This is a genomic window from Candidatus Phytoplasma sp. AldY-WA1 (assembly GCF_020312115.2).
Taxonomy (GTDB): Bacteria; Bacillota_I; Bacilli_A; order Acholeplasmatales; family Acholeplasmataceae; genus Phytoplasma; species Phytoplasma vitis.
In genome coordinates this window covers 1-22,114 of the sequence record NZ_JAHRHX020000013.1, presented here as the reverse complement: position 1 = coordinate 22,114, position 22,114 = coordinate 1, and the positions used below count along the sequence as shown (strand labels likewise).

20 protein-coding genes and 1 tRNA gene are annotated in these 22,114 nt (G+C 21.6%); 20 read left to right on the top strand and 1 reads right to left on the bottom strand.

Features of this window, described 5'->3' with window-relative positions; all coding sequences use genetic code 11:
- The 18 genes from KTO59_RS01960 to KTO59_RS01875 form a co-directional block, all read left to right on the top strand.
- Positions 1-244: hypothetical protein (locus KTO59_RS01960; protein WP_284928372.1), on the top strand; the 244-nt coding region annotated here is incomplete at its 5' end.
- A 79-nt stretch (positions 245-323) separates the two neighbouring features.
- On the top strand, positions 324-953 hold the full coding sequence (locus tag KTO59_RS01955) for a hypothetical protein (protein ID WP_284928371.1): 630 nt from the start codon (positions 324-326) through the stop codon (positions 951-953).
- Positions 954-1,413: 460 nt separating this feature from the next.
- A complete protein-coding gene (locus tag KTO59_RS01950; RefSeq protein ID WP_284928369.1) occupies positions 1,414-2,079 on the top strand; it encodes a CDP-alcohol phosphatidyltransferase family protein in 666 nt (221 codons plus the stop codon).
- Positions 2,080-2,154: 75 nt separating this feature from the next.
- Positions 2,155-3,153: a recombinase RecA gene (recA, locus tag KTO59_RS01945; RefSeq protein ID WP_284928368.1), complete on the top strand. Its 999-nt coding sequence runs from the start codon at positions 2,155-2,157 to the stop codon at positions 3,151-3,153.
- 22 nt (positions 3,154-3,175) lie between these two features.
- Entirely contained in the window at positions 3,176-4,222 is a 1,047-nt protein-coding gene (nrdF, locus tag KTO59_RS01940) for a class 1b ribonucleoside-diphosphate reductase subunit beta (protein WP_284928367.1), read from the top strand.
- Positions 4,223-4,761: 539 nt separating this feature from the next.
- Complete coding sequence (locus tag KTO59_RS01935) at positions 4,762-5,946, top strand: acetate kinase (protein WP_284928366.1); 1,185 nt, start codon at positions 4,762-4,764, stop codon at positions 5,944-5,946.
- 90 nt (positions 5,947-6,036) lie between these two features.
- Positions 6,037-6,125, top strand: a tRNA-Ser gene (locus KTO59_RS01930).
- A gap of 113 nt (positions 6,126-6,238) precedes the next feature.
- Positions 6,239-7,105 (top strand): thymidylate synthase, encoded by an 867-nt coding sequence (locus KTO59_RS01925; RefSeq protein WP_284928364.1) that lies wholly within the window; start codon positions 6,239-6,241, stop codon positions 7,103-7,105.
- On the top strand, positions 7,102-7,584 hold the full coding sequence (locus tag KTO59_RS01920; RefSeq protein WP_284928363.1) for a dihydrofolate reductase: 483 nt from the start codon (positions 7,102-7,104) through the stop codon (positions 7,582-7,584). The genes KTO59_RS01925 and KTO59_RS01920 overlap by 4 nt, the downstream gene beginning before the upstream one ends.
- Before the next feature lie 97 nt (positions 7,585-7,681).
- Complete coding sequence (locus tag KTO59_RS01915) at positions 7,682-8,404, top strand: lysophospholipid acyltransferase family protein (protein ID WP_284928362.1); 723 nt, start codon at positions 7,682-7,684, stop codon at positions 8,402-8,404.
- A gap of 608 nt (positions 8,405-9,012) precedes the next feature.
- Positions 9,013-10,104, top strand: coding sequence for a pyruvate dehydrogenase (acetyl-transferring) E1 component subunit alpha (gene pdhA, locus KTO59_RS01910; RefSeq protein WP_284928361.1), 1,092 nt, complete (start codon positions 9,013-9,015; stop codon positions 10,102-10,104).
- Between the two features lie 295 nt (positions 10,105-10,399).
- A complete protein-coding gene (locus tag KTO59_RS01905; RefSeq protein ID WP_284928359.1) occupies positions 10,400-11,413 on the top strand; it encodes an alpha-ketoacid dehydrogenase subunit beta in 1,014 nt (337 codons plus the stop codon).
- A gap of 6 nt (positions 11,414-11,419) precedes the next feature.
- Positions 11,420-11,650: a biotin/lipoyl-containing protein gene (locus tag KTO59_RS01900; RefSeq protein ID WP_268850155.1), complete on the top strand. Its 231-nt coding sequence runs from the start codon at positions 11,420-11,422 to the stop codon at positions 11,648-11,650.
- Positions 11,651-11,678: 28 nt separating this feature from the next.
- Positions 11,679-12,437, top strand: a complete 759-nt coding sequence (locus tag KTO59_RS01895) for a dihydrolipoamide acetyltransferase family protein (RefSeq protein ID WP_284928358.1) — start codon at positions 11,679-11,681, stop codon at positions 12,435-12,437.
- 51 nt (positions 12,438-12,488) lie between these two features.
- Positions 12,489-13,868, top strand: a complete 1,380-nt coding sequence (gene lpdA / locus KTO59_RS01890; protein ID WP_284928357.1) for a dihydrolipoyl dehydrogenase — start codon at positions 12,489-12,491, stop codon at positions 13,866-13,868.
- A gap of 134 nt (positions 13,869-14,002) precedes the next feature.
- On the top strand, positions 14,003-14,764 hold the full coding sequence (locus KTO59_RS01885; RefSeq protein WP_225696301.1) for a TatD family hydrolase: 762 nt from the start codon (positions 14,003-14,005) through the stop codon (positions 14,762-14,764).
- 658 nt (positions 14,765-15,422) lie between these two features.
- Entirely contained in the window at positions 15,423-17,426 is a 2,004-nt protein-coding gene (gene ligA / locus KTO59_RS01880) for an NAD-dependent DNA ligase LigA (protein WP_284928356.1), read from the top strand.
- Positions 17,427-17,497: 71 nt separating this feature from the next.
- Positions 17,498-17,842 (top strand): holo-ACP synthase, encoded by a 345-nt coding sequence (locus KTO59_RS01875; RefSeq protein ID WP_284928355.1) that lies wholly within the window; start codon positions 17,498-17,500, stop codon positions 17,840-17,842.
- A 41-nt stretch (positions 17,843-17,883) separates the two neighbouring features.
- Here KTO59_RS01875 and KTO59_RS01870 read toward each other — a convergent pair whose 3' ends face one another.
- The gene (locus tag KTO59_RS01870; RefSeq protein ID WP_225696298.1) at positions 17,884-18,828 is read right to left on the bottom strand and encodes a hypothetical protein; all 945 of its coding nucleotides are present in this window, start codon (positions 18,826-18,828) and stop codon (positions 17,884-17,886) included.
- Positions 18,829-19,150: 322 nt separating this feature from the next.
- Between KTO59_RS01870 and KTO59_RS01865 the strand changes: the two genes are divergently transcribed.
- Together KTO59_RS01865 and KTO59_RS01860 are read left to right on the top strand one after the other, a co-directional pair.
- Positions 19,151-19,669: a DJ-1/PfpI family protein gene (locus KTO59_RS01865; RefSeq protein WP_225696314.1), complete on the top strand. Its 519-nt coding sequence runs from the start codon at positions 19,151-19,153 to the stop codon at positions 19,667-19,669.
- A 148-nt stretch (positions 19,670-19,817) separates the two neighbouring features.
- The gene (locus KTO59_RS01860; RefSeq protein WP_225696313.1) at positions 19,818-21,305 is read left to right on the top strand and encodes a 2-hydroxycarboxylate transporter family protein; all 1,488 of its coding nucleotides are present in this window, start codon (positions 19,818-19,820) and stop codon (positions 21,303-21,305) included.
- Positions 21,306-22,114: the final 809 nt, after the last annotated feature.

The following is a 22,114-nucleotide window of genomic DNA, read 5'->3' as shown; positions in this document are numbered from 1 at the left end:
TGGATATACAAAAGAACAAGATGAAAAACTAGTATTAGAAAAAAATGGTAATTATAAGTCTTATTTTAAAATGAGAAAAGATCAACATTCAACAACTTTTTTTAGAATAGATTTTGATTCAAATAAACCTTATTCTTTTAAAATTTTAGATGAAAGTAAACCATATTATGGGGATTTAAAAGATAAACCGGTTAAAAAAGATGTATCTTTTGCTGATAGTAATCATGAGAAGTACTATACATAAAAGAAGAGAAAAACACGCCCGAGGCAATACAAAAAATGCAAGTAAATAAAAAATCAATATATATATACAAAATTTAACAATGAATAAAGAAGATATCTTATTGTCAAAACACGCTCAAAAAATGGTTCAATTGATTAATCAAAATGAATCATTAAGTAGTTTTGAAATAGAAAAAATTAAAAAAGAATTCTATAGTAATTTATTCTATTTCAAAACTACTAATTATGGAATTGGTGCTTTTTCAAATTTTTTAAATCTTCATATCTTCCAGCTACAAGCAGCCATGCAAAAAAACCGTTTAAAAACTTTAAAAAAACGAAAAATTATGTTTATTCAACATGAATTAAAAGATTTAGATTATTCATTTTCTATTAGTGAAATTAAAAACAACTTCGAATATTTACATGAAATAGCTAATAAACTCTATCAACAAAAAGACAAGATAGAAATACTTAATTTTATAAAAAATAAAATCAAAGAAAATAAAGATTTACAAGAATTTTTCAAAAATGAAGTTTCTAATTCTGATGAATACTTTTTAATTTTAAAAAACAATGATAAAGTATTAAAAAAAGTTTATAAAAACATCTGTATTCATGTCAAAAGAAATAAAGAAGGACATATATACCCGAAACCTTTTACTATTAAAAGTAAAATAGTTGATATAAAAAGAAATATTCGAGCTAGTAAAAATAACGCTAGATTTTAAGCTATTAAAAACTTCCACGAAGAAAACAAGATTAGTTGGTTGACTTTAACATTAGCACACAATAATAAAGATGACACACTTATTCTTTTTTTATATTATTATTTATAAATAATAATATAAAAAAAGAATAATAAAAAAATTTATTTGCATCATTTTATAAATAAAATAAAAATATAAAAATAATAAAAAATAATAACGCAAAAGAATTTTTAATTGCAAATTAAATAATTTAAAAATTAAAAAAATGATTTTAAAATTATATAATATATTATATAATTAAAAAAAATTATTTTAATAAAATGACATTTTATTTTAAAATTTATTAAATTTAATAAGAAATTAAATATAAATATTGAATTAAATATAAAATATTGAATTTGTCATTTTTATAATTTCGATAATATTTTGTTAATAATTTATTGTATTTCGATTTTAAATTTATAAAAAATAATTTTCAATTTTGAAAGAGATTTATTTTGATAAAAAAATGAAAAAATTAATAAAAACATCTGCTAATTTAATTACCCTTTTTAGAATTTTGTTAGTTTTTGTTATGTTACCTTTTTTATTCGTTACAAAAAAAGTTTTGACTCATACTCATCCAGATTTATTTAAAATCCCATTTATTTTAATTTTTATTTTAGCATCTATTACAGATTTTTTAGACGGATATATAGCTAAAAAATTTAAACAACAAACTATTTTTGGAAAATTTTTCGATCCTATAGCTGATAAATTATTAGTTATTGTGTCATTTTTTTATATTTATATATTATCTACTAAACATGCATTATTATTAGAAAAAAACGATAATAAAGGAATTGAATTTTTATTATTAAGTGTTTTACTTATAAATATTATAAGAGATTTTTTGGTAATGGGAGTAAGATTAGTGGCTTTTGAACAAAAAACTATTATAACTGCTTCTTTTTTGGGAAAATTAAAAACTATCTTTACTTTTATTTCTATTTTTTTAATGTTAATATCAAAAGAAATTGAAAGTAAATTAGACATTAAAATGATTTTTTTTAATAAAATTTTTTTAATTATTAATATTTTTTTAATTATTTGGTCGGGTTTTTTTTATATAATAAAGAATTTCAAATTTATTAAAAATAATTTTTAATTCAAAATAAATAATAACAAAATAAAATTTATATATAAAATAAAATTTATATATAAGGAATAAGGAAGTCAAAACATGAATAACGAAAATGAAAAAAAGAAACATATTTTAGAACAAACATTAAGAGATATTGAAAAACGTTTCGGTAAAGGTAGTGTAATGAAATTGAATTCTAATCAAATTAGTAAAATTCAATCTATTTCTACAGGTTCTTTAAATTTAGATATAGCTTTAGAAATAGGTGGTTTTCCTAAAGGAAGAATCATCGAAATTTATGGTCCAGAAAGTTCAGGAAAAACAACTTTAGCGTTACATGCTGCTGCCGAAGCTCAAAAAAAAGGCGGAATAGTTGCTTTTATAGATGTCGAAAATGCTTTAGATGCTAATTATGCTAAGAAAATCGGAATAGATATAGATAATTTTATTATTTCTCAACCAGATTCAGGGGAAAAAGCATTAGATATTGTTGAAACTTTAATAAAAAGTGAAACAATGAGTTTGATAATTGTTGATTCGGTAGCGGCTTTGGCTCCAGAAGCTGAGTTAAAAGGAGAATCAGGAAATTCTTTTATGGGTCTTCAAGCTAGAATGATGGGACAGGCTATGAGAAAACAATCCGCGATCATATCTAAAACTAACACTACAGTAATTTATATTAATCAATTAAGAGAAAAAGTAGGTGTTATTTATGGAAGTCCTGAGGTTACACCAGGAGGCAAAGCTTTAAAATATTTCGCTTCTATTAGAATAGATATTAGAAGAACTGAATTTATAAAAGAAAATAATAACATTTTAGGTATTAGAACTAATGCTAAAATTGTTAAATCAAAAATATCATCTCCTTTTAAAGTAGCTAGTTTCGATATAGTTTACGGAAGAGGGATTTCTAAAATAGGAGAAATATTAGATTTAGCAGTCGAATTAGATTTAATTGAAAAAAACGGATCTTGGTTTTCTTATCAGAAGGAAAATATTGCCCAAGGAAAAGAAAAAGCTAAAGAATTCTTAATTAAAAATAAAAAAATTGCGGAAGAATTAGAACAAAAAATTAAAAAACATTATAATTTAGTTTAAAAAAATAAAAGGAAAAGAACTAATGAAAAAAAATGATAAATTGCATAAATTTCACGGAGCTAATTGGAATAAAATTGAAGATGAATATACCCAATATTTTTACGAACAAAATTTAAGTCAATTTTGGCGTCCAGAAGATATCAGTTTACAAAGCGATCTTAATGTTTGGCAAAAATTATCATCACAAGAAAAAGAAATTTATTCGCGAAATTTGTTAGTTTTGACTTTTTTAGACACTTATCAAGGTGACATTGGAATTCCTTCAATATTACGTTCATGTTTGGATTTCGAACATCAAAAAAAAGCAACTCTTAATTTTATGGGAGCTATGGAAAACGCTGTTCACGCTAAAAGTTATTCAAATATCTTTATAACCTTTTTAAATAAAAAAGAAATAGATGACTTATTTAAATGGGGTGAAAAACAAACAAATTTACAAAATATTTTAAAAAATATTGTTGGTATTTACGAAGAATTAGAACAACATATTTTAAAATATAAAATTAATTCTTTAAATTTAAATGAAGAAAAAACTAAAATAATTAAATGGAAAGCAATGGTCGCTTCTGTTTTTTTAGAAACTTGGTTATTTTATTGTGGTTTTTATTATCCTTTATTTTTTTATGGTCAAGGACTGTTGATGCAAGCTGGGGAAATAATTAATTTAATTATTAGAGACGAAAGTATTCATGGAGCTTATATCGGAAGATTAGCAAAAGATTTATATTATGATTTTACTTACGAACAACAAACAAACTTAAAAGAATGGATGGATTCTTTTATGGAACAATTATATCAAGAACAATTAAATTTGACTTCAGCGCTTTATCATCAAGTTAAATTAGTAGATGATGTAAACGCTTTTGTCCGTTATAACGCCAATAAAGCTCTTTTAAATTTAGGATTTGATCAAAAATTTCCATTTGAAGAAATCAATCCTGTTATTCTTAATGGTTTAAACACCGAAACTAAGACGATGGATAATTTTTCAATGAAAGGAAATGGTTATCAAAAAATGATTTCTGAAAGTCTACAAGACGAAGATTTTATTTTTAATAATGAAAATTAAAATTTTTTATTTTTTTAAAAATATTTTATAATATAAAATAAAAAAACCAAACTATTTATTTTTAAATAAATAATTTCGTTTTCAAATTATAATTTGAAAAAAGTTTTATTTTATAAAATCGTAGAATATAAATAAAATATTTTTTTACAAATTGTTTTAAATTATGATAAAAAAAATAAAAATTCAATCTTTTCCTATAATTAAAAAAATATTAATTTTTTTAATAGCGAAATTAAAATTAAAATTTTAATATTAAAATTATTTTACGCAAAAAAACAATTTTAATTCATCTAATCTAAAAAAATCAAATTCAAAAATTAAAATTGATTTTGGTTTTGGATTTTAATTTTGGTTATTTTCGTTTTTCGGTAAAGAAGAAAATAAAGAAAATAGTAATAAAAATTTAAAAATATTTTATTTTGATTAAAAATAAGTAAATTATTTTAAAATAAATATGTATATTTTAAAATAATTATTATTTTTTTTAATTTTTTAAAATTATTAATAAATAAAAGAACAGAAACGGATTTTTTATTATTATGAAAATTATTTCAATTAATTCAGGTAGTTCTTCTTTAAAATTTAAATTATTGACAATGCCACAAGAAAAAATTTGTTGTGTTGGTTCAATTGAAAGAATTGGTTATGATGATGCTATTTTTACTATTGAATTTTTAGATAAAAAAATAAAAAAAATTTTATTAGTTAGAGATCATCATCAAGCTATACAATTAATTTTAGATTCTTTAATAGAAAATAAAATTATCGATTCTTTAAAAAATATAGAAGGTATAGGCCATAGAATTGTTCAAGGTGGAGAAATTTTTAAAAATTCAGTTATTTTAACAGATGAAAATATTGTTAAAATAGAAAGTTTAAACGATTTAGCTCCTTTACATAATTTTGCTAATGTTTTAGGAATTAAATTATTTAAAAAAGTTTTGCCTGATGTATTACAAGTAGGAATTTTTGATACTACTTTTCATAAAAATATTCCAGAAGAAAATTTTTTATATGCTACTCCTTATGAATGGTATCAAAAATATAAATTAAGAAAATATGGTTTTCACGGAATTTCTTATAAATATGTTTCACAAAGAGCTGAACAGATTTTAAATAAATCTGATTTGAAAATGATTATTTGCCATGCAGGAAACGGAGTTTCTTTAGCAGCTATTCAAAATGGAAAATCTATCGATACATCTATGGGGTTAACTCCTTTAGAAGGAGTCCCAATGGGAACTAGAAGCGGAAATATTGATCCGACTGTTATTTCTTTTATTGCTGAAAAAGAAAATAAAAATTATAAAGAAATTTTAGATATTTTAAATAAAAAATCTGGAATGTTAGGAGTTTCACAAGTTTCTAATGACTGTCGAATTTTAGAAGAAAAAATATCTCAAAATGATAAAAATACTATTTTAGCTTGGAATATTCAAATTAAAAGAATAGTAGATTATATCGCAAGTTATTATGTTTTATTAAAAGGTATAGATGTTTTGATTTTTACGGCTGGAATAGGAGAAAATTCTAATTTTTTCCGTCAAGAAATAGTAAAAAAATTAGAAGTTTTGGATATTCATTTAGATCTTGAATTGAATAAAACAAAAGGAGAAAAAATTATTTCTAGCGAAAAATCTTCTGTAAAAGTAATGATTATTCCGACTAACGAAGAAATAACAATTGCTCGTGAAGTTTTTGCTTTAAGTAAAAATAAAAATTAAAAATTTATTTTTATAATTTTTTTTAAAATTATTTAAATTATTTTTATTTATTTTATTTTCTCTAAAAGTATATTTTTATATACTAGAGAAGGAAGAATACTCAAGTGGTTTAAGAGGTTCGCTTGGAAAGCGGGTAGATCTAATTAGATGCAAGGGTTCGAATCCCTTTTCTTCCGCCATATTTAAATTATTTTCGTTTTTTTTAAGTTATTTGTTTTGAATATTTAAAATATAATATATTTTTTTAAAAACAAAAAACTTGTCAATAAATCAAAGAGAGACAAATATTTATATGGATCAATATTTAGATTTATGTTTTTTAATATTAAAAAAAGGTATTATAAGAACAAATAGAACATCAATTAAAACTAAAGGTATTTTTGGGCATCAAATGTTTTTTTGTTTAAACAAAGGATTCCCTTTATTGACTACTAAAAAAATGTATTTCAAAGGTATTGTTCATGAATTATTATGGTTTATTAGTGGTAATACTAATATTCGTTATTTAGTTCAAAATAATGTTAATATTTGGAATGAATGGCCTTATAAAAAATATATTCAATCTCCTGATTTTAAAGGAGAAAATTTAGAAGAATTTGTTCAAAAAATTAAAGAAGATGAAGTGTTCGCTGAAAAATATGGTCAATTAGGACCTGTTTATGGTAAACAATGGCGTGATTTTTCAGGAGTGGATCAATTACAAAAAGTTATCCAAGAAATTAAAGTAAATCCTTCTTCTAGACGTTTAATTATTAATTCTTGGAATCCTCCTTTCATAGATGAAATGGTTTTACCTCCTTGTCACGTTCTAATGCAATTTTATGTTGAAAAAAATAAACTTTCTTTACAATTATTCCAAAGGAGTGGTGATGTTTTTTTAGGAATCCCTTTTAATATTGCTTCTTACGCATTATTATTAAGTATGGTAGCACAAGTTACTAATTTAGAACCACATCAATTTATTCATACTTTAGGAGATGCACATATTTATGAAAATCATTTAGAGCAAGTTAAAATTCAAATCAAACGAAAACCTCTTCCTTTATCTCAAATTATTTTAAATCCTAATATTCAAAAAATAGAAGATTTTAAATTTTTAGATATTAAATTAAAAAATTATATTTCACATGATCCTTTGAAAGCAGAAATAGCAGTATGATTAGTTTAATTGCCGCTTTAGATTCTAATTTTTTAATTGGAGATGGAAATAAATTACCATGGCATTATCGAGAAGATCTTTTATTTTTTAAAAAAAAATCTATAAATCAAAATGTCTTGATGGGATTAAATACTTATAAATCTTTGAAAAGTTATTATAAAGAAAAGCCTTTTCCTTTTGCAAAAGTTTATGTCGCTAGTCATTCATCTATCTCTTTTCCTAATATTAATTTGGTTTCAGATTTAAAATTTTTTTTAGAAAAATATAAAGATTCTAAAGAAAATATTATGATTATAGGTGGTAGTCAAATTTTTAAACAATCTTTAGAATATGCTCAAGTTATGTATATTACTCATGTATTAAGAAGATATAAAGGTGATTCTTTTTTTCCTCGTTTCGATTATAAAAAATATTTAATTCAAGATAAAAAAATAACATCTGAATTAATTTTTGTTACTTATGTTAAAAAAATAGATTAAGGATTTTTTTGGTATGTTTAGTTTACTTTTTATAATATTTTTTTTGTTTTTTTGGATCTTTCCCTTGTTTTTATTAATGAATAGTCCATGTGCATATATGATTTGTTGGGGATTTTTAGGTTTTTTTATTAGTATAATTGTAGCATGGATTTTTATTTTATTCTTTTTATTTATAGCAATGATGTTATCTAAGAGATTTAGTGTAGATCATCCTTTTAGACAAAAAATTATCTCTAGTATTTCAAAATTAATTATAAGATTTTTTAGAATTAAAATTGTTGTTCATAATAAAGATTTAATTCCGCTTCAAAATAAATTAATTATTTATTCTAATCATAAAACTAATTTTGATCCTTTTATCATCGCTTCTATTTTTCCTAGAACTATTTCTTTTACGCCTAAAGATGAATTATATCGTGGAAAAATAGGTTGGCTTTTAAGTTATTACTTCAACGCTGCTAATTGTATTAAAATTATAAGAGGAAATAACAAAGAAACAATTAAAAATGTTTTAAAAGGGATTAATAATATTAAAAAAAATATGGCGATGGTTGTTTTTCATGAAGGTGGAATAATACATAAAACTAGTGATAAAATTGTTAGTTCTTCTGATGGTTCTTTTAAAATTGCTGTAAAAAGTCAGTCTAATATTCTTCCTATCACTTTAAAAGGTGCGTGTGCTATGAGAGGTAAATGTTGGTTTAAAAGAAAAAAAGTAGATGTTGTTATTCATGAACCTATAAATTATGAAAATTTTAAAAATAAAAATACCCAAGAAATAAATCGAGAAGTAACTCAAATAATTAATTCTGTTTTATAATTTTTTTTAAAAATAATTAATTAAAAATAAAATTATTTTTTAATTTCATATATTTAATCTTTTTATTAATAAAGGATTAAAATATATTAAAAGACGGAAATAGATATAATTATTCAATTTAAAAATCAGTTTTTAAAAATTAATTTTTATATATTTATAACTTAGAAAAAAATTAAATAATCAAAAAAATAATCATCAAAAATTAAAAGAAGAAATTCTTTTTAAAAATTGTAAAGATAATATATTTTTTAAAAAAAAGATTCTTATCATAAGAATATTTTTTTATTTAAATAAAATATTTTTTACAAAAATATTTTTATATTTTTAAAACCAATAATTGGTTATTTTCTTCATTATAAATAATAATTATTTAAAAATAAGTTATAATTATTAAGAGAATTATAAAATAATAAATATTAAATATATGAATAATTATTTTATTAAATGTTTATAATTTTGCATAATATTTTATATTCATTTTTAGAATTTTATAATTTAATGATTTTTTTATTTATTTAATTTTTTTAAAAACGGAATTAAATAATAAATATTATAAAATAATTATATGTATAATTGAATTAATAAAAATATATAAAAGGACATTTATTATGGAAATATTTGATTTATATAATCCTTTACAAAAGAAAAAATTACAGATATTGGATATAGAAGGTAAAGTAATTAATCCAAAATTAGAACCGAATATATCTAAAGATGAATTACTCAAGATGTATAAAACAATGATTTTATGTAGAATTTCTGATATAAAAGCTGTTCAATATCAACGTCAAGGAAGAATGCTTTCTTATGTTATTAATCAAGGGCATGAAGCTGGACAAGTTGGAACTGCTTCCGCATTACAAAAACAAGATTGGATATCTCCTTATTTTAGAGATATAGGTTTATATTTATATCGCGATATCCCATTAGAAAATATATATCTTTATTGGTTCGGTAATGAAAAAGGTTCTAAAATGGATCCTAAAAAACGTATTTTACCTGTTAATATTATAATAGGTTCGAGTATTAATATAGGAACAGGTTTAGCTTTAGCTAGTAAAATTCAAAATAAAAACGAAGTAACTTTAGCTACAATTGGAGACGGTGGAACTGCACATGAAGAATTTTATGCAGGTTTAAATTTTGCTTCCGTATATCAAGCTCCTTTAGTAGTTGTTATTCAAAATAATCAATATGCTATTTCAACTCCTAGAAAAATTGCTTCTAATTCTGAAACTTTAGCTCAAAAAGCTTATGCTTTTGGTATTCCAGGAATTCAAGTAGATGGAAACGATGTTTTAGCAGTTCATGTTGCTGTTAAGCAATTTGTCGAAAGAGCTCGTCAAAAAAAAGGCTCTGGTTTGCTAGAAATTGTAACTTATCGTATGGGTGCTCATACAACTAATGATAATACAATTTTATATCGTTCAAAAGAAGAAGAAGCAGAATGGAAATTAAAAGATCCGATTATTCGTTTTCAAAAATATCTTTTAAATAAAAAAATTTTAACACAAGACATGATAGAAGAAATAGAAAAAGAAACAGAAAAGTATGTTAACGAAGTACATGAAAAAATTATGTCTTACGGAAGTAAAGTAGAACCAATTGAAATTTTCGAACATGTTTATGATGAAATGACTCCTCAGTTAAAAGAACAATATTCAGAATACGAATCTTTTTTAAAAACTAAAAAAGATTAATAATTTAAGAAATTATTTAACTAATAAAATATATTTTCATAAATAATAATTTCCGAATTTAAAATTATTTCGAAAATAGTAAATTATTATAATTAATTAAATTGTAATTACTTTATAATTAAAAATATTTAATTTTGATATTGATATATAAATTATTTAAAAAAATTATAGAATTATATATTAAGATATTTTTTTATTTCATTTATTTAATTTATAAAATATTAAAATAAAAATATTTTAATTATAAAAATGTCAATCTATGAAATAAAATACTAAAAGGAAAGTTGATAAAAAAATGGATTCAAACAAAGTTTCGATGAATTTATTACAAGCTATTAATCATACTTTAGATATGCAGTTAAAAAAAAATTCAAAAATAGTTTTATTTGGGCAAGATATTGGTAAATTAGGAGGTGTTTTTAGAGTCACAGCCGGTTTACAAGAAAAATACGGTAAAGAACGTATTTTTGATACTCCGATAACAGAATCGGGTATTATTGGAAGTGCTATAGGAATGTCTATAAATGGTTTAATTCCTATCGCTGAAATTCAATTTGATGGATTTATTTATGTAGGTTTACAAGATTTAATTTCTCATGCTGCTAGGATGAGAAATCGTTCTAGAGGTACTTTTTCGTGTCCTATGGTATTAAAATTTCCAGTAGGTGGTGGTGTAAAAGCTTTAGAACATCATTCAGAATCTTTAGAAGTGATTTTGGGATCGATTCCTGGTTTAAAAGTAGTTGTTCCTTCTAATCCTTATGATGCTAAAGGTCTTTTAATCGCAGCTATTAATAGTCCAGATCCTGTTATTTATATGGAACCAAAACTTTTATATCGTGGTAAAAAAGAAGAAGTTCCTTTAGAAGAATATGAAATTGAAATAGGAAAAGCTAAAGTAGTTCAAAAAGGAAAAGATATAACTTTAGTAGCTTGGAGTTCTGCTGTTCAAATTTCTAAATTAGCTATTGATTTATTAGCTAAAAAAGGTATTTCTGTAGAATTAATAGATTTAAGAACTATTAATCCAATCGATAAAGAAACAATTTTATCTTCTGTTAAAAAAACAGGAAGATTAGTAATTGTTCATGAAGCTACAAGAACTTATGGCCCGGCTGGGGAATTAATAGCTTTAGTAAATGAAAATATCTTTGATTATTTAAAAGATGCTCCACAGAGAATTACAGGATTTGATATTATTATGCCTCTAGCTAGAGGTGAATATCATCAAAATTTAAATCCTGATAAAATTGTTTACTCAATTATAAAAATTTTTAATAAAAAAATAGAAAAAAAGAAAGTAGAATAAATAATTATGTTTGAATTACGTTTTGCTGATATAGGCGAAGGAATAAATGAAGGTAAAATTATTAAATTTTTTTTTCAAGAAGGTGATGAAGTTGAAGAAGGTCAAGAATTAGTGGAAATTGAAACAGATAAAGTTTCTGTACCTATAACTTCTCCTATTAAAGGAAATATTAAAAAAATATTTTTTCAAGAAGGTGATACAGTAAAAGTCGGAAATATTTTATTAACAATTGAATAATTTTAAAATAAAAAAGGAATATACTTAAATGGAAAATAATAAAAATAAAAACGATAAAAATTTAAATAATGAAGATACAAATCAAGAAGTAGAAATTGTTAAAATTTCAAAAATAAGAGAAATAATTGCTAAAAAAATGGTTATCGCAAAAACAGAAATTCCTGATGTCACTTTAACAGAAGAAGTAGATGTGACTGATTTGGTTTTATTAAGAAAAAAATTAAAAAATGAATTAGAATCACAAGGTATCAAAATAACTTATATGGCTTTTATAGCTAAATCAATTATTATTGCTTTAAAAGAATTTCCATTATTTAATTCTAGTTTCGATCCTGAAAAAAGTGAAATAATTATCAAAAAAAATATTAATTTAGGAATTGCAGTCGATACTCCTCGTGGTTTAATAGTTCCTAATATTAAAAATACAGATAAATTAAATATTATCGATTTGGCACAAGAAATTAATAAATTATCTCAAAGCGCAAAAGAAGGAAAATTAACATTAGAACAAGTTCAAAATGGAACTTTTACTTTAAGTAATTTTGGTACTATTGGTGGTTTACAATGCACTCCTATTATTAATCTTCCTGAGTTAGCTATTTTAGGGATTGGAAGAATCGTTAAAAAACCAATAGTTAAAGATAATAATATTTGTATTGCTGATATTTTACATCTTTCTTTAAGTTTTGATCACCGCATTATAGATGGAGCTGATGCTTCAAGATTTTTAAATAGAATTACTTTATTATTAAGTGATATTACAGAATTAGAAAAATTTATTTCTTAAAATAAAAATTTTTGCAAAAATAGAATTAAAAAAGAAAAATAAAATATAAATATGAAAAAATATGATATTTTAATTATTGGTGGTGGTCCTGGCGGATATACTTCTGCTATTAAAGCGGCTCAGTTAGGAGCGAAAGTATGTTTAATAGAGAAACATAAAGTTGGTGGTATTTGCCTTAATTATGGTTGCATCCCTACTAAAGCTTTTTTAAAAAGTGCCAAAGTTTTTGATATCGCTAAAAATATCGATCAATTCGGTATTAATAAAATTGATAATATTTCTTTTGATTGGATATCTGTTTTAAATCGTAAAAATAAAATAGTTCAACAGCTATACAATGGTATTCTTTTTTTATTAAAAAAAAATAAAATTGATTTTTATAATTCTTCAGCAGAAGTTTTAACTCCTAATTTAGTCCAAGTAGGAGAAATAAAATTAGAAACTGATAAACTTATTATAGCAACAGGTTCTAGTGCTATTATTCCACCTATTCCTGGAGCCAAAGAATCTTATGAAAATAAACACCTTTACACTAGCAAAGAATTAGTTCAATTAGAAAAATTTCCTAAAAAATTAATTATTATTGGCGGCGGAGTTATTGGAGTAGAATTCGCGACTATTTTTAAAAAATTTAATTCCGAAATTATAATTATAGAAAAACAAAAAAATATTTTAGTTAATATGGATCATGATATTATCAATGCATATACCAAAATATTAAAAAGAGATAATATTAAAATTTATACAAATTCAGAAGTAATTAAAATTGAAAATAATAAAGTTTATTATAAAACAAATGAACAAGAAAATCAAGTTGAAGCAGATATAATTTTAATGGCTGTAGGTACTAAACCTAATTTGAATGGGATTGAAAAATTGAATTTAAAAAAAGATAGAAGCGGAATAATTACTGATAATTTTTTAAAAACTTCTGTTGAAGGAGTTTATGCCATCGGCGATGTAAATGGAAAATATATGTTAGCTCATGTTGCTAGTCACGAAGGCATAATAGCTGTCTCTCATGCTTTAAATTCAAAAGAACATCTTTTTCCTATGGATTATAATTCTGTTCCTTTTTGCATTTATGGTTTTCCTGAAATAGCTTCTATAGGTTTAACTGAAGAACAAGTTAAAACAAATAATATAAATTATAAAGTTTCTACCTTTCCTGTTAGTTCTATAGGAAAATCTTGGGCTGATGGCGAAACTGATGGTTTCGCAAAATTAATTGTTGATAAAAATAGTTTAAAAATTTTAGGAATGCATATATTATCTTATAATGCGACAGAAATAATTAGTGAAACAGGAGTTGTTATGGGAATGAATGGAACAGCTTATGATGTAGTTAAAACAATTCATCCTCATCCTACTTTATCCGAAATAAATTTAGAAACTTTTTTAGGAGCAATTGACAAACCTATTCATAAATAACTTAAATAATTTTTAAAAATTTTAAATTAATAAAAACTTAATTTTGTTAAGTTTTTTTTATATTATTAATAACTCAAATTTATATTAATATTAAAATTTTATATAAATGATTTTTTTAAAAGAGAAATAAAAATATGTTAATTGATACACATGCACATTTAAATTTTTTAAATTTTAATAAAGATTTAACACAAGTTATAGAAAGAGCACACAATAATGGTGTTAAATATTTTATTGTCCCTGGCGTAAATAAAGAAACAAATGAAAAAGCGATAGAATTAGCTATTCAAAATCCTTGTATAAAAGCTACTGTAGGAATTCATCCTTGTTATTGGGAAAATGAAGATCCTTTTAGTATCGAAAAATATTTAAGATGTCCTCAAGTAGTAGCGGTAGGTGAGATCGGATTAGATTTATATCATGATAAAAGTTATTTACCAATACAAAAAAAGAATTTACAAATTCAGATTAAATTAGCTATGAAATATAATTTACCTATTATTTTACACGCAAGAGAATCTTTTTTAGAAATATACCAAATATTACTTCCTTATAAAGATAAAATCAAAGGAGTTTTTCATTGTTTAACTAGTAATTTAGACGAATTAGAAAAAGCCTTGGAATTAGGATTTTATGTAGGTTTGGGAGGAATTGTTACTTACGAAAAAGCTCTTGAAGCTCATAAAATAGTCCAAAAAGTCCCATTAGACAAAATTTTATTAGAAACAGACGCTCCTTTTTTAACTCCTTTTCCTATAGAAAAAAGTAAAAGAAATGAACCTGAATTTCTTAAAATTATAGCCCAAAGAATAGCTGATTTAAGAAAAATTAATATAAAAGATATTTCCGAACAAACAACAAAAAATGCGAAAAAATTATTTAATTTGGATATATAATTTTTTGATTAAATTTGAATTATTAATTTAAATTTTTTCATTTTTTAAAAAACTTTGATTTATAATTGTAAAAATAAAAAAGAACTTAATTAATTTTAAGTTCTTTTAAATTTAAATTATAATATTTTTTTAATATTTTATTTTTTAACAAAATCAATATTAAAGGAATTCTGTAAATTAATAACACAAAAAACAATTGATTAAACAAATAAAAATTAAATATTTTTTAATTTTTAAATTTATGAAGAAAAACAAAATTATAAAATAAATATTAATTAATAAAACAGTTCGTATTATATATAAATATAAAGATAAAAAAGATTGATCTTTACAAAATTCCTTTAATTAATTCTAATATTAAAATTATTATATTTTTATTAAAAAAATTTTATTAATTGAATTTTTCATAAAAAACATTTTGTTATAATTTATCAAATGTTTTTTAAAATTTAATATTTAATTTTAATTAAAAATTTATAATTTTAAGATAGTTTTGAACTATAAAGAATAAAAATACATAAATAACAATTAAAATTGTGACACACATAATTTTAATTTAACAAAAAAATATCATAATTAAAAATTTTAAAATTTTAAAAAACTTTATTAAAAATTTTTAAAAAAATATTATTAATAATAATGAATAAGGTTATAAATAATGATATTAGAAATTAAAAAAAAAATTAAAAGTTTAACAGATCAACTTAATCAAGCTAATTATAACTATTATAATTTGAGTAAAACAGATTTGTCAGATTCTCAATACGACGCTTTATTAAAAGAATTATCCGTATTAGAAAAAAAATATCCTGAATATAAATTATCTTACAGTCCTAATTTAAAAATAGGCGGTTTTTTAAGTCCTAAGTTTAAAAAAGCAGAACATATTGTTCCAATGTTGTCCTTAAGTAATGTTTTTAATTTTGATGAATTAAAATTATTTTGTAATCGTTTATTAAAAATAAATATTCCTTTTTGTTTTATTATCGAACCCAAGATAGATGGAGTAGCAATTAGTTTAAAATATGAAAAAGGTATTTTAGTTCAAGCTTTAACAAGAGGAAATGGTTACTTTGGTGAATTAATAACTGAAAATGTTAGAACTATCAAAAATATTCCTTTAAAAATTAAAGAAGAAATAGATTTAGAGGTAAGAGGAGAAATTTTATTTGATCATGATTCATTTGAAAAATTGAATAAAGAACAAAAAGAAAAAAATAAAATTTTATTTTCTAACCCTCGCAATGCAGCTTCTGGAACTTTAAGACAATTAAACTCTTCTACAGTTGCTCAAAGAAATTTATCTTCTTTTATTTATTCTATTATCAACCCTCCTTTTTTTATTAAGACACAAAAAGAAGTTTTAGATTTTTTAAAAGAAATGGGGTTTTCTGTTAATCCTCATTATGATGTTGTTTTTTCTTTTGAACAATTAAAAGAAAAAATTAATTATTATAAAGAATTGAAAAATAAATTACCTTATTATATAGATGGAATTGTAATCAAAGTAAACGAATTAATTTTACATAAATCCATTGGATATACTTCGAAATGCCCTAAGTGGGCTACCGCTTATAAATTAAATTCTTTAAAAAGCGAAACTATAATTCAAAATATTAAATTTCAAATAGGAAGAACTGGTTCTTTAACACCAGTAGCTTCTGTTTTACCTGTTATGGTAGATGGTAGCTTGTTATCTAAAATAACGCTTCATAATTATGATTATATTCAAAAAAAAGATATTCGTATTAATGATTTTGTATTAGTGCATAAATCAGGTTCAATTATTCCTGAAATTTTAGAAGTTTTAAAAAATAAAAGAACTAATCAAGTTCCTTTTAAAATGATTTCTCATTGTCCTTTTTGTAACAGTGCTTTAACTAAAAAAGAAGGAGAAGTGGATTATTTTTGTTTAAATGATGACTGCGAAGAAAAAAAAATAAAAAAAATTATTCATTTTGTGTCGAGAGAAGCGATGGATATTAATGTTTTAGGAAAAAAAACTTTATTTACTTTTTTTAAAAAAGGATTTATCAAAAAAATTTCTGATTTATATTTTTTAAAAGATAAATATGAACAATTAAAAAATTTACCTGGTTTTAAAGATAAAAAAATAATGAATATTTTAAATGCTTTAGAACAAAGTAAAAATCAATCTTTCGATAGAATTTTGTACGGTTTAGGAATTGAACATGTGGGAATTAAAATAGCTAAATTATTAAATAATAAATTTAAAAACATTAATAATCTAAAAAAAGTTAATTTAGAGGAATTATCTGAAATTCCTGAAATAGGTCCAAGAATATCTAATAGTGTTATTGAGTATTTTCAAAAAGAAGAAAATATTAAAGAAATTAATTTATTAAAATCTAAAGGCCTTAATTTTGATTATTTAGTACAAAATGTAAAAAATTTTAAAATTAATAATATATTCAAAGATAAAAAAATAGTTTTAACTGGTTCTTTTAATGATTATTCAAGAAATGAATTAACTAATATTTTAGAAAAATATGGGGCTTCTGTTATCAAAAATATTTCTTCAAAAACTGATTATTTAATTAAGGGAGAAAATAGCGGTTCTAAATTGAAAAAAGCTCTTTTATTAAAAATTAAAATAATGGACGAAAATGAATTAAATAATATTTTGAATACTATTAAATAATCCTCAATTTATAAGAATATGTTATTTATTTTTTTAATATTCAAATACATTAAAAAGGAATGTAAAAATAAATGAAAAATATTGGAGTTGATTTAGTCGAAATAAAAAAAATTGAAAAAATAGGAATAGAAAAAGTAGCTAATAGGATTTTATCAAATGCAGAGAAACTAATATATCAAGATATTAATCATTTATCAAGAAAACTTAGTTTTTTAGCAAGCAGATGGGCTGCTAAAGAATCTATTTTTAAAGCTTATCAAAAAGGAAATTTAAAAAATAATTATCGTGATTGGTCTATTTTAAATGATTTAAATTCAGGTTTTCCTTATGTTATTCATTCTGATTTGTCTTCAAAAATTATGATTTCTATTACTCATACCGAAAACTATGCCTTAGCTTTTGTCATTTTATTGTAAATTTAAATTTTAAACAAAAAAGAGTTTATAAAAAACTCTTTTTAATATAAATTAAACATAAATTCATGATTTTTAATTTTGTTTAAAAATTTTTTTGAATATTTATTTTTTATTTTTAATAAAATCCAAATTAATACAAAAATACTTATTTCTGAAATTAATAAAATAATTTGCCATTGTTTTAATTTATTTTGTTCATGGGATAAAAATATTATTTCATTTTTGACTTTATTTTGATTTGTTTCTTCTGCTTTTTCTTCTTTAAATATTTCTATAAAAAAATTTTTTAATTTAATTTTTATATTTTGATATTTATTAAAAGATTCTTGAAAGTAAAAAGTCGCACGATCATATTTATTATTTATAATGTCATCATTATTATTACTTGTTAAATAAATATTTTCAGCTTCTTCTAATATTAATTTTGCTTTATTTGATAAATTAATAGCTGTTCCTTCTTCTTGTATATTTTCCATTTCTTTTTGTATTTCTTTTTTTAAATTCATAGCGGTTTCTCTATCATAAAAAAAATCATTTGTTTTGTCTATCATTTGTTGGATTTTTATAATTTCTTTTTTTAGTATTTCTTTATTAACTAAAGCTTTGTATTTTTTTATATTAGTTATGCTTTTTTTATAATTTTGAAAAGAAGAACTTAACAAAATATAAATATTTTCTAAAATATTTTCGTTTTTTTCTTCTTGAAATTGTTTTTCTGCTGTTTTCAATTGACTTATAGCTGTATTTTTGTCGTTTTCATTTTCTATCATTTCTATCTCTTTTGTTAATAAAAGATTTTTTTCAAAAGATTCGTCAACTTTGTTTTTTAATTGTTTAGCGATATTTAATTCTATTTCAGCATGTCTTTTTTTTAATAAAATTTCTTCATGAATTTTATTAATTTTTTCCTCTTTATTAATTTCTATCGCTTTAATTTGATAATTTCGAAAGTTAATTACAATAAAGAATATAAAATAATATAACAAGTAATAAAAAATTTTTTTAATTAAATTATATTTGTTAGATAGTTGAATTTTTATTTATTCTCTTTTCTAATTTATTTTATTTATTTTATTTATTTTATTTATTTTATTTATTTTATTTATTTTATTTGAAAAGATATTATTATTATATTATTCATAATAAAATAATATCCAATTAATTATAACACATTTAATAATTTATCAAAATTGTTATATTTAAATTAAAGTAAATAATGATAAAATTAATTTGGTAATTAATTATTAAATTAATTAAATATTTAATTAATTTTTTTTTATTTAAATTAAATGAAAAGAGTTTTTTTATATGAAAAAAGGTTTATTATTTTTATCTAATGGTTTCGAAGATTGTGAAGCTTTAGCTACAAGAGCATTTTTAAAGAAAAATTCTTTAGATATTATCACTTTCACTTCAAATACTTCTTTGGAAGTTTTTTCTTCTCAAAAACTAATAGTAAAATCAGATTTACATATTGATGAAGTTAAATTATCTGAATATGATTTTTTAATTATTCCAGGTGGCCCATATGTAAAAAAAATGTTAGAAGAAAATGATGAAATTTTAAATAAAATTTTTCAAATTATAAAACATTTTGTTGAAAATAAAAAAATTATTGGGGCGATTTGTGCCGCACCTTCTTTTTTAGGAAAGTTAAATTTATTAGAAAATCATAATTTTACTTGTTATCCAGGATATGAAAAATATATAAAAGGTAATTATTGCTCCAATGAAAAAGCTGTTACTAGTGATATTTTTGTTACATCACGTTCTTCTGAAACAGTTTTAGATTTTGTAAAACATTTATTAATTAAAATAAAAAAATAATTTTTTATAAATAAATAATGTTTTCTTTCTATTTTTATTTAAAAAATATTTAAATAAAATTTTTTTAATACAAAAAAATATAAAATAATTTATATAAATTTAAAAAAGTTAATATATAAAATATATTTTTTAGAAAGATATTTTTTTAATGAAACAAAAGAACAATTTGGATATTATTTCTTTTAAAAAGAATGAAAAAAAGAAAATAAATATTTTAGGTTTTTCTTTATTCTCAATTATAATGATTTTATTTTTGATTATAATTCATATATTTTTAAGTTATGATTCAGAAAATAACAAAATAAATTCTAAAAATTGGCATAATTTTATGTCTATGTTGTTATTTATAATGGTTTTTTCTGGAATTTTAAAATTTATAGGTTCTAAATTACCTATTATAAAAAATATAGGCGGTGGCCCTATTTTATGTATTTTAGTTCCTGCTTTTATTTTTAATTACAACTTCGGATTTCCGACTTTTACAAAATTTCAAAAAACATTTATTAATCAAACTTCTTTTTTTTCTAAAAATGAAGAAGGTATTGGTTTTTTAGATTTCTTTGTAACATCTTTGGTAGTAGGTAGTCTTGTAGGAATTAAAAAAGAATTTTTAGGTAGAATGTTAAAAAGATTTTTACCTTTAGTAATTATTACTTTGATAATATCAGCTTTATTTACAGGAATAATAGGATTAATTTTGGAACCTATAAAAGGATTAAGTAATATTAAAAATAGCACTCGTAATAGTTTTTTAGATTCTATTTTTTATATTTTTGTTCCGATAGCATGTGGAGGTTTTACTTGTGGGATAATTCCTTTAACTAAAATTTTTTCTCAAGGTAATACAGTATATGAAGATGCTTTCAAAGATCATATTTTACCTTCTTTATTAATTGCTGGTATTTTTAGTGTTATTTTGTCTGGTTTAATTAAGAAATTTTTTGGAAAAAGTAAATATAGTAGCCCTAATAAAATAATAGAAAAAAATATTAAAATTTTAGAAAATGATAAAAATATAAATCAAGGGATACAAAAGGAAGAATTAAATATTAATTATTCAAATATATCTACTGGTTTAATATCTATTTTTTCTTTTTATATTTTAAGTAGTTTATTAAAAATCATGATATTAAAATTATTTTCAATATCTTCTTTTTTAAAAAATATTGGAAATTATTTACCTCCTGTTATAGTTTTTTTGGTTATATTAGTTATAATAGTAAAAATTTTAAATTTAGTTTCTTTTTATTATGAAAAATGCATAGAACAAGCTTCTCAATTTATAACAAATAATTTTACATCCTCTATTTTATGTTTGGTTGGAATAGGAACAAATATTAATAAAATAACAGATTCTATTTATAATTTACATTTTTTATTAACTTGCATTTTATGTGTTATTATTACATCATTAACAGCTGCTATTATTGGAAATAAATTTGGTTATTATCCTGTTCAATCCGCTATTTCTGCAGGACTTTGTTCGAATAGTATTGGCGGAGCTGGAAATATGGCTATTTTAGAAGCATCAGATTCTATGGAATTAATGCCTTATGCTCAAATATCTACTCGTATCGGAGGAGATATTATAGTTATATTAGCTAGTATTTTTTTTCCTTTGTTTTATCAAATTTAATTGTATGGAGTTTAATTTTTTAAGTAAACTCTTTTTAAAAATAGATATAAAAGATATAAATTTTTTAAATTTATTTAGAGCATTATATCAAGGTTTAAAATCACAATATAGAGAAATGCATATAATATAGTTAAATGGGTTTTTAAAGCATTTGATAAAATTACGGATTTAATTCCTGCTAAATAAGCGATGAAATCAATAGGAAAAGCTATTAAATTTACTACAAAATTCGCACAAGGTATATACTAAACCGCTTTGGTTCTTCATGAAGGTCATCTTTTATGTAATATAAATGATGTAATGAATGTAAACAAAGAACGCCCACTAATAATTACCAAAAAAAACATTAGATTCGTATACACAAGACATCGATCACAACTTAGCTAAACTTGATGCTGACAAAAAAGACTATGAAAAGAACAAATAATAATTTAACAAAAGATTAAATTCCGATGAAGTCTTTAATGAATTTTTTTAAAAAAAGAAATAGTTGAAGAAATAGAAAAAAATAAGAATCTGTTATTGACGAATATAGAAAAATTGTTAGATAATTAGAAGAGAAAAGAAATGAATTTAATGGTATACAAAAATTAGAAGACGAACAAAGCGATTTAGAAGTAAAATTAGAAGATAAAAAAACAGAAATAGAAAAAATAAAAGAAAAATTAAAAAATAAATCTCTAAGTTATAATTTTGCACAACAATGAGATGATACGCAGTGTTTCAAAAAAAGTGTAAATAAATTCATTTTTAATACCGAATAGACTAGTTAAAACAAACTATAATTTGAGTTATTTCTTCTGTTAAAT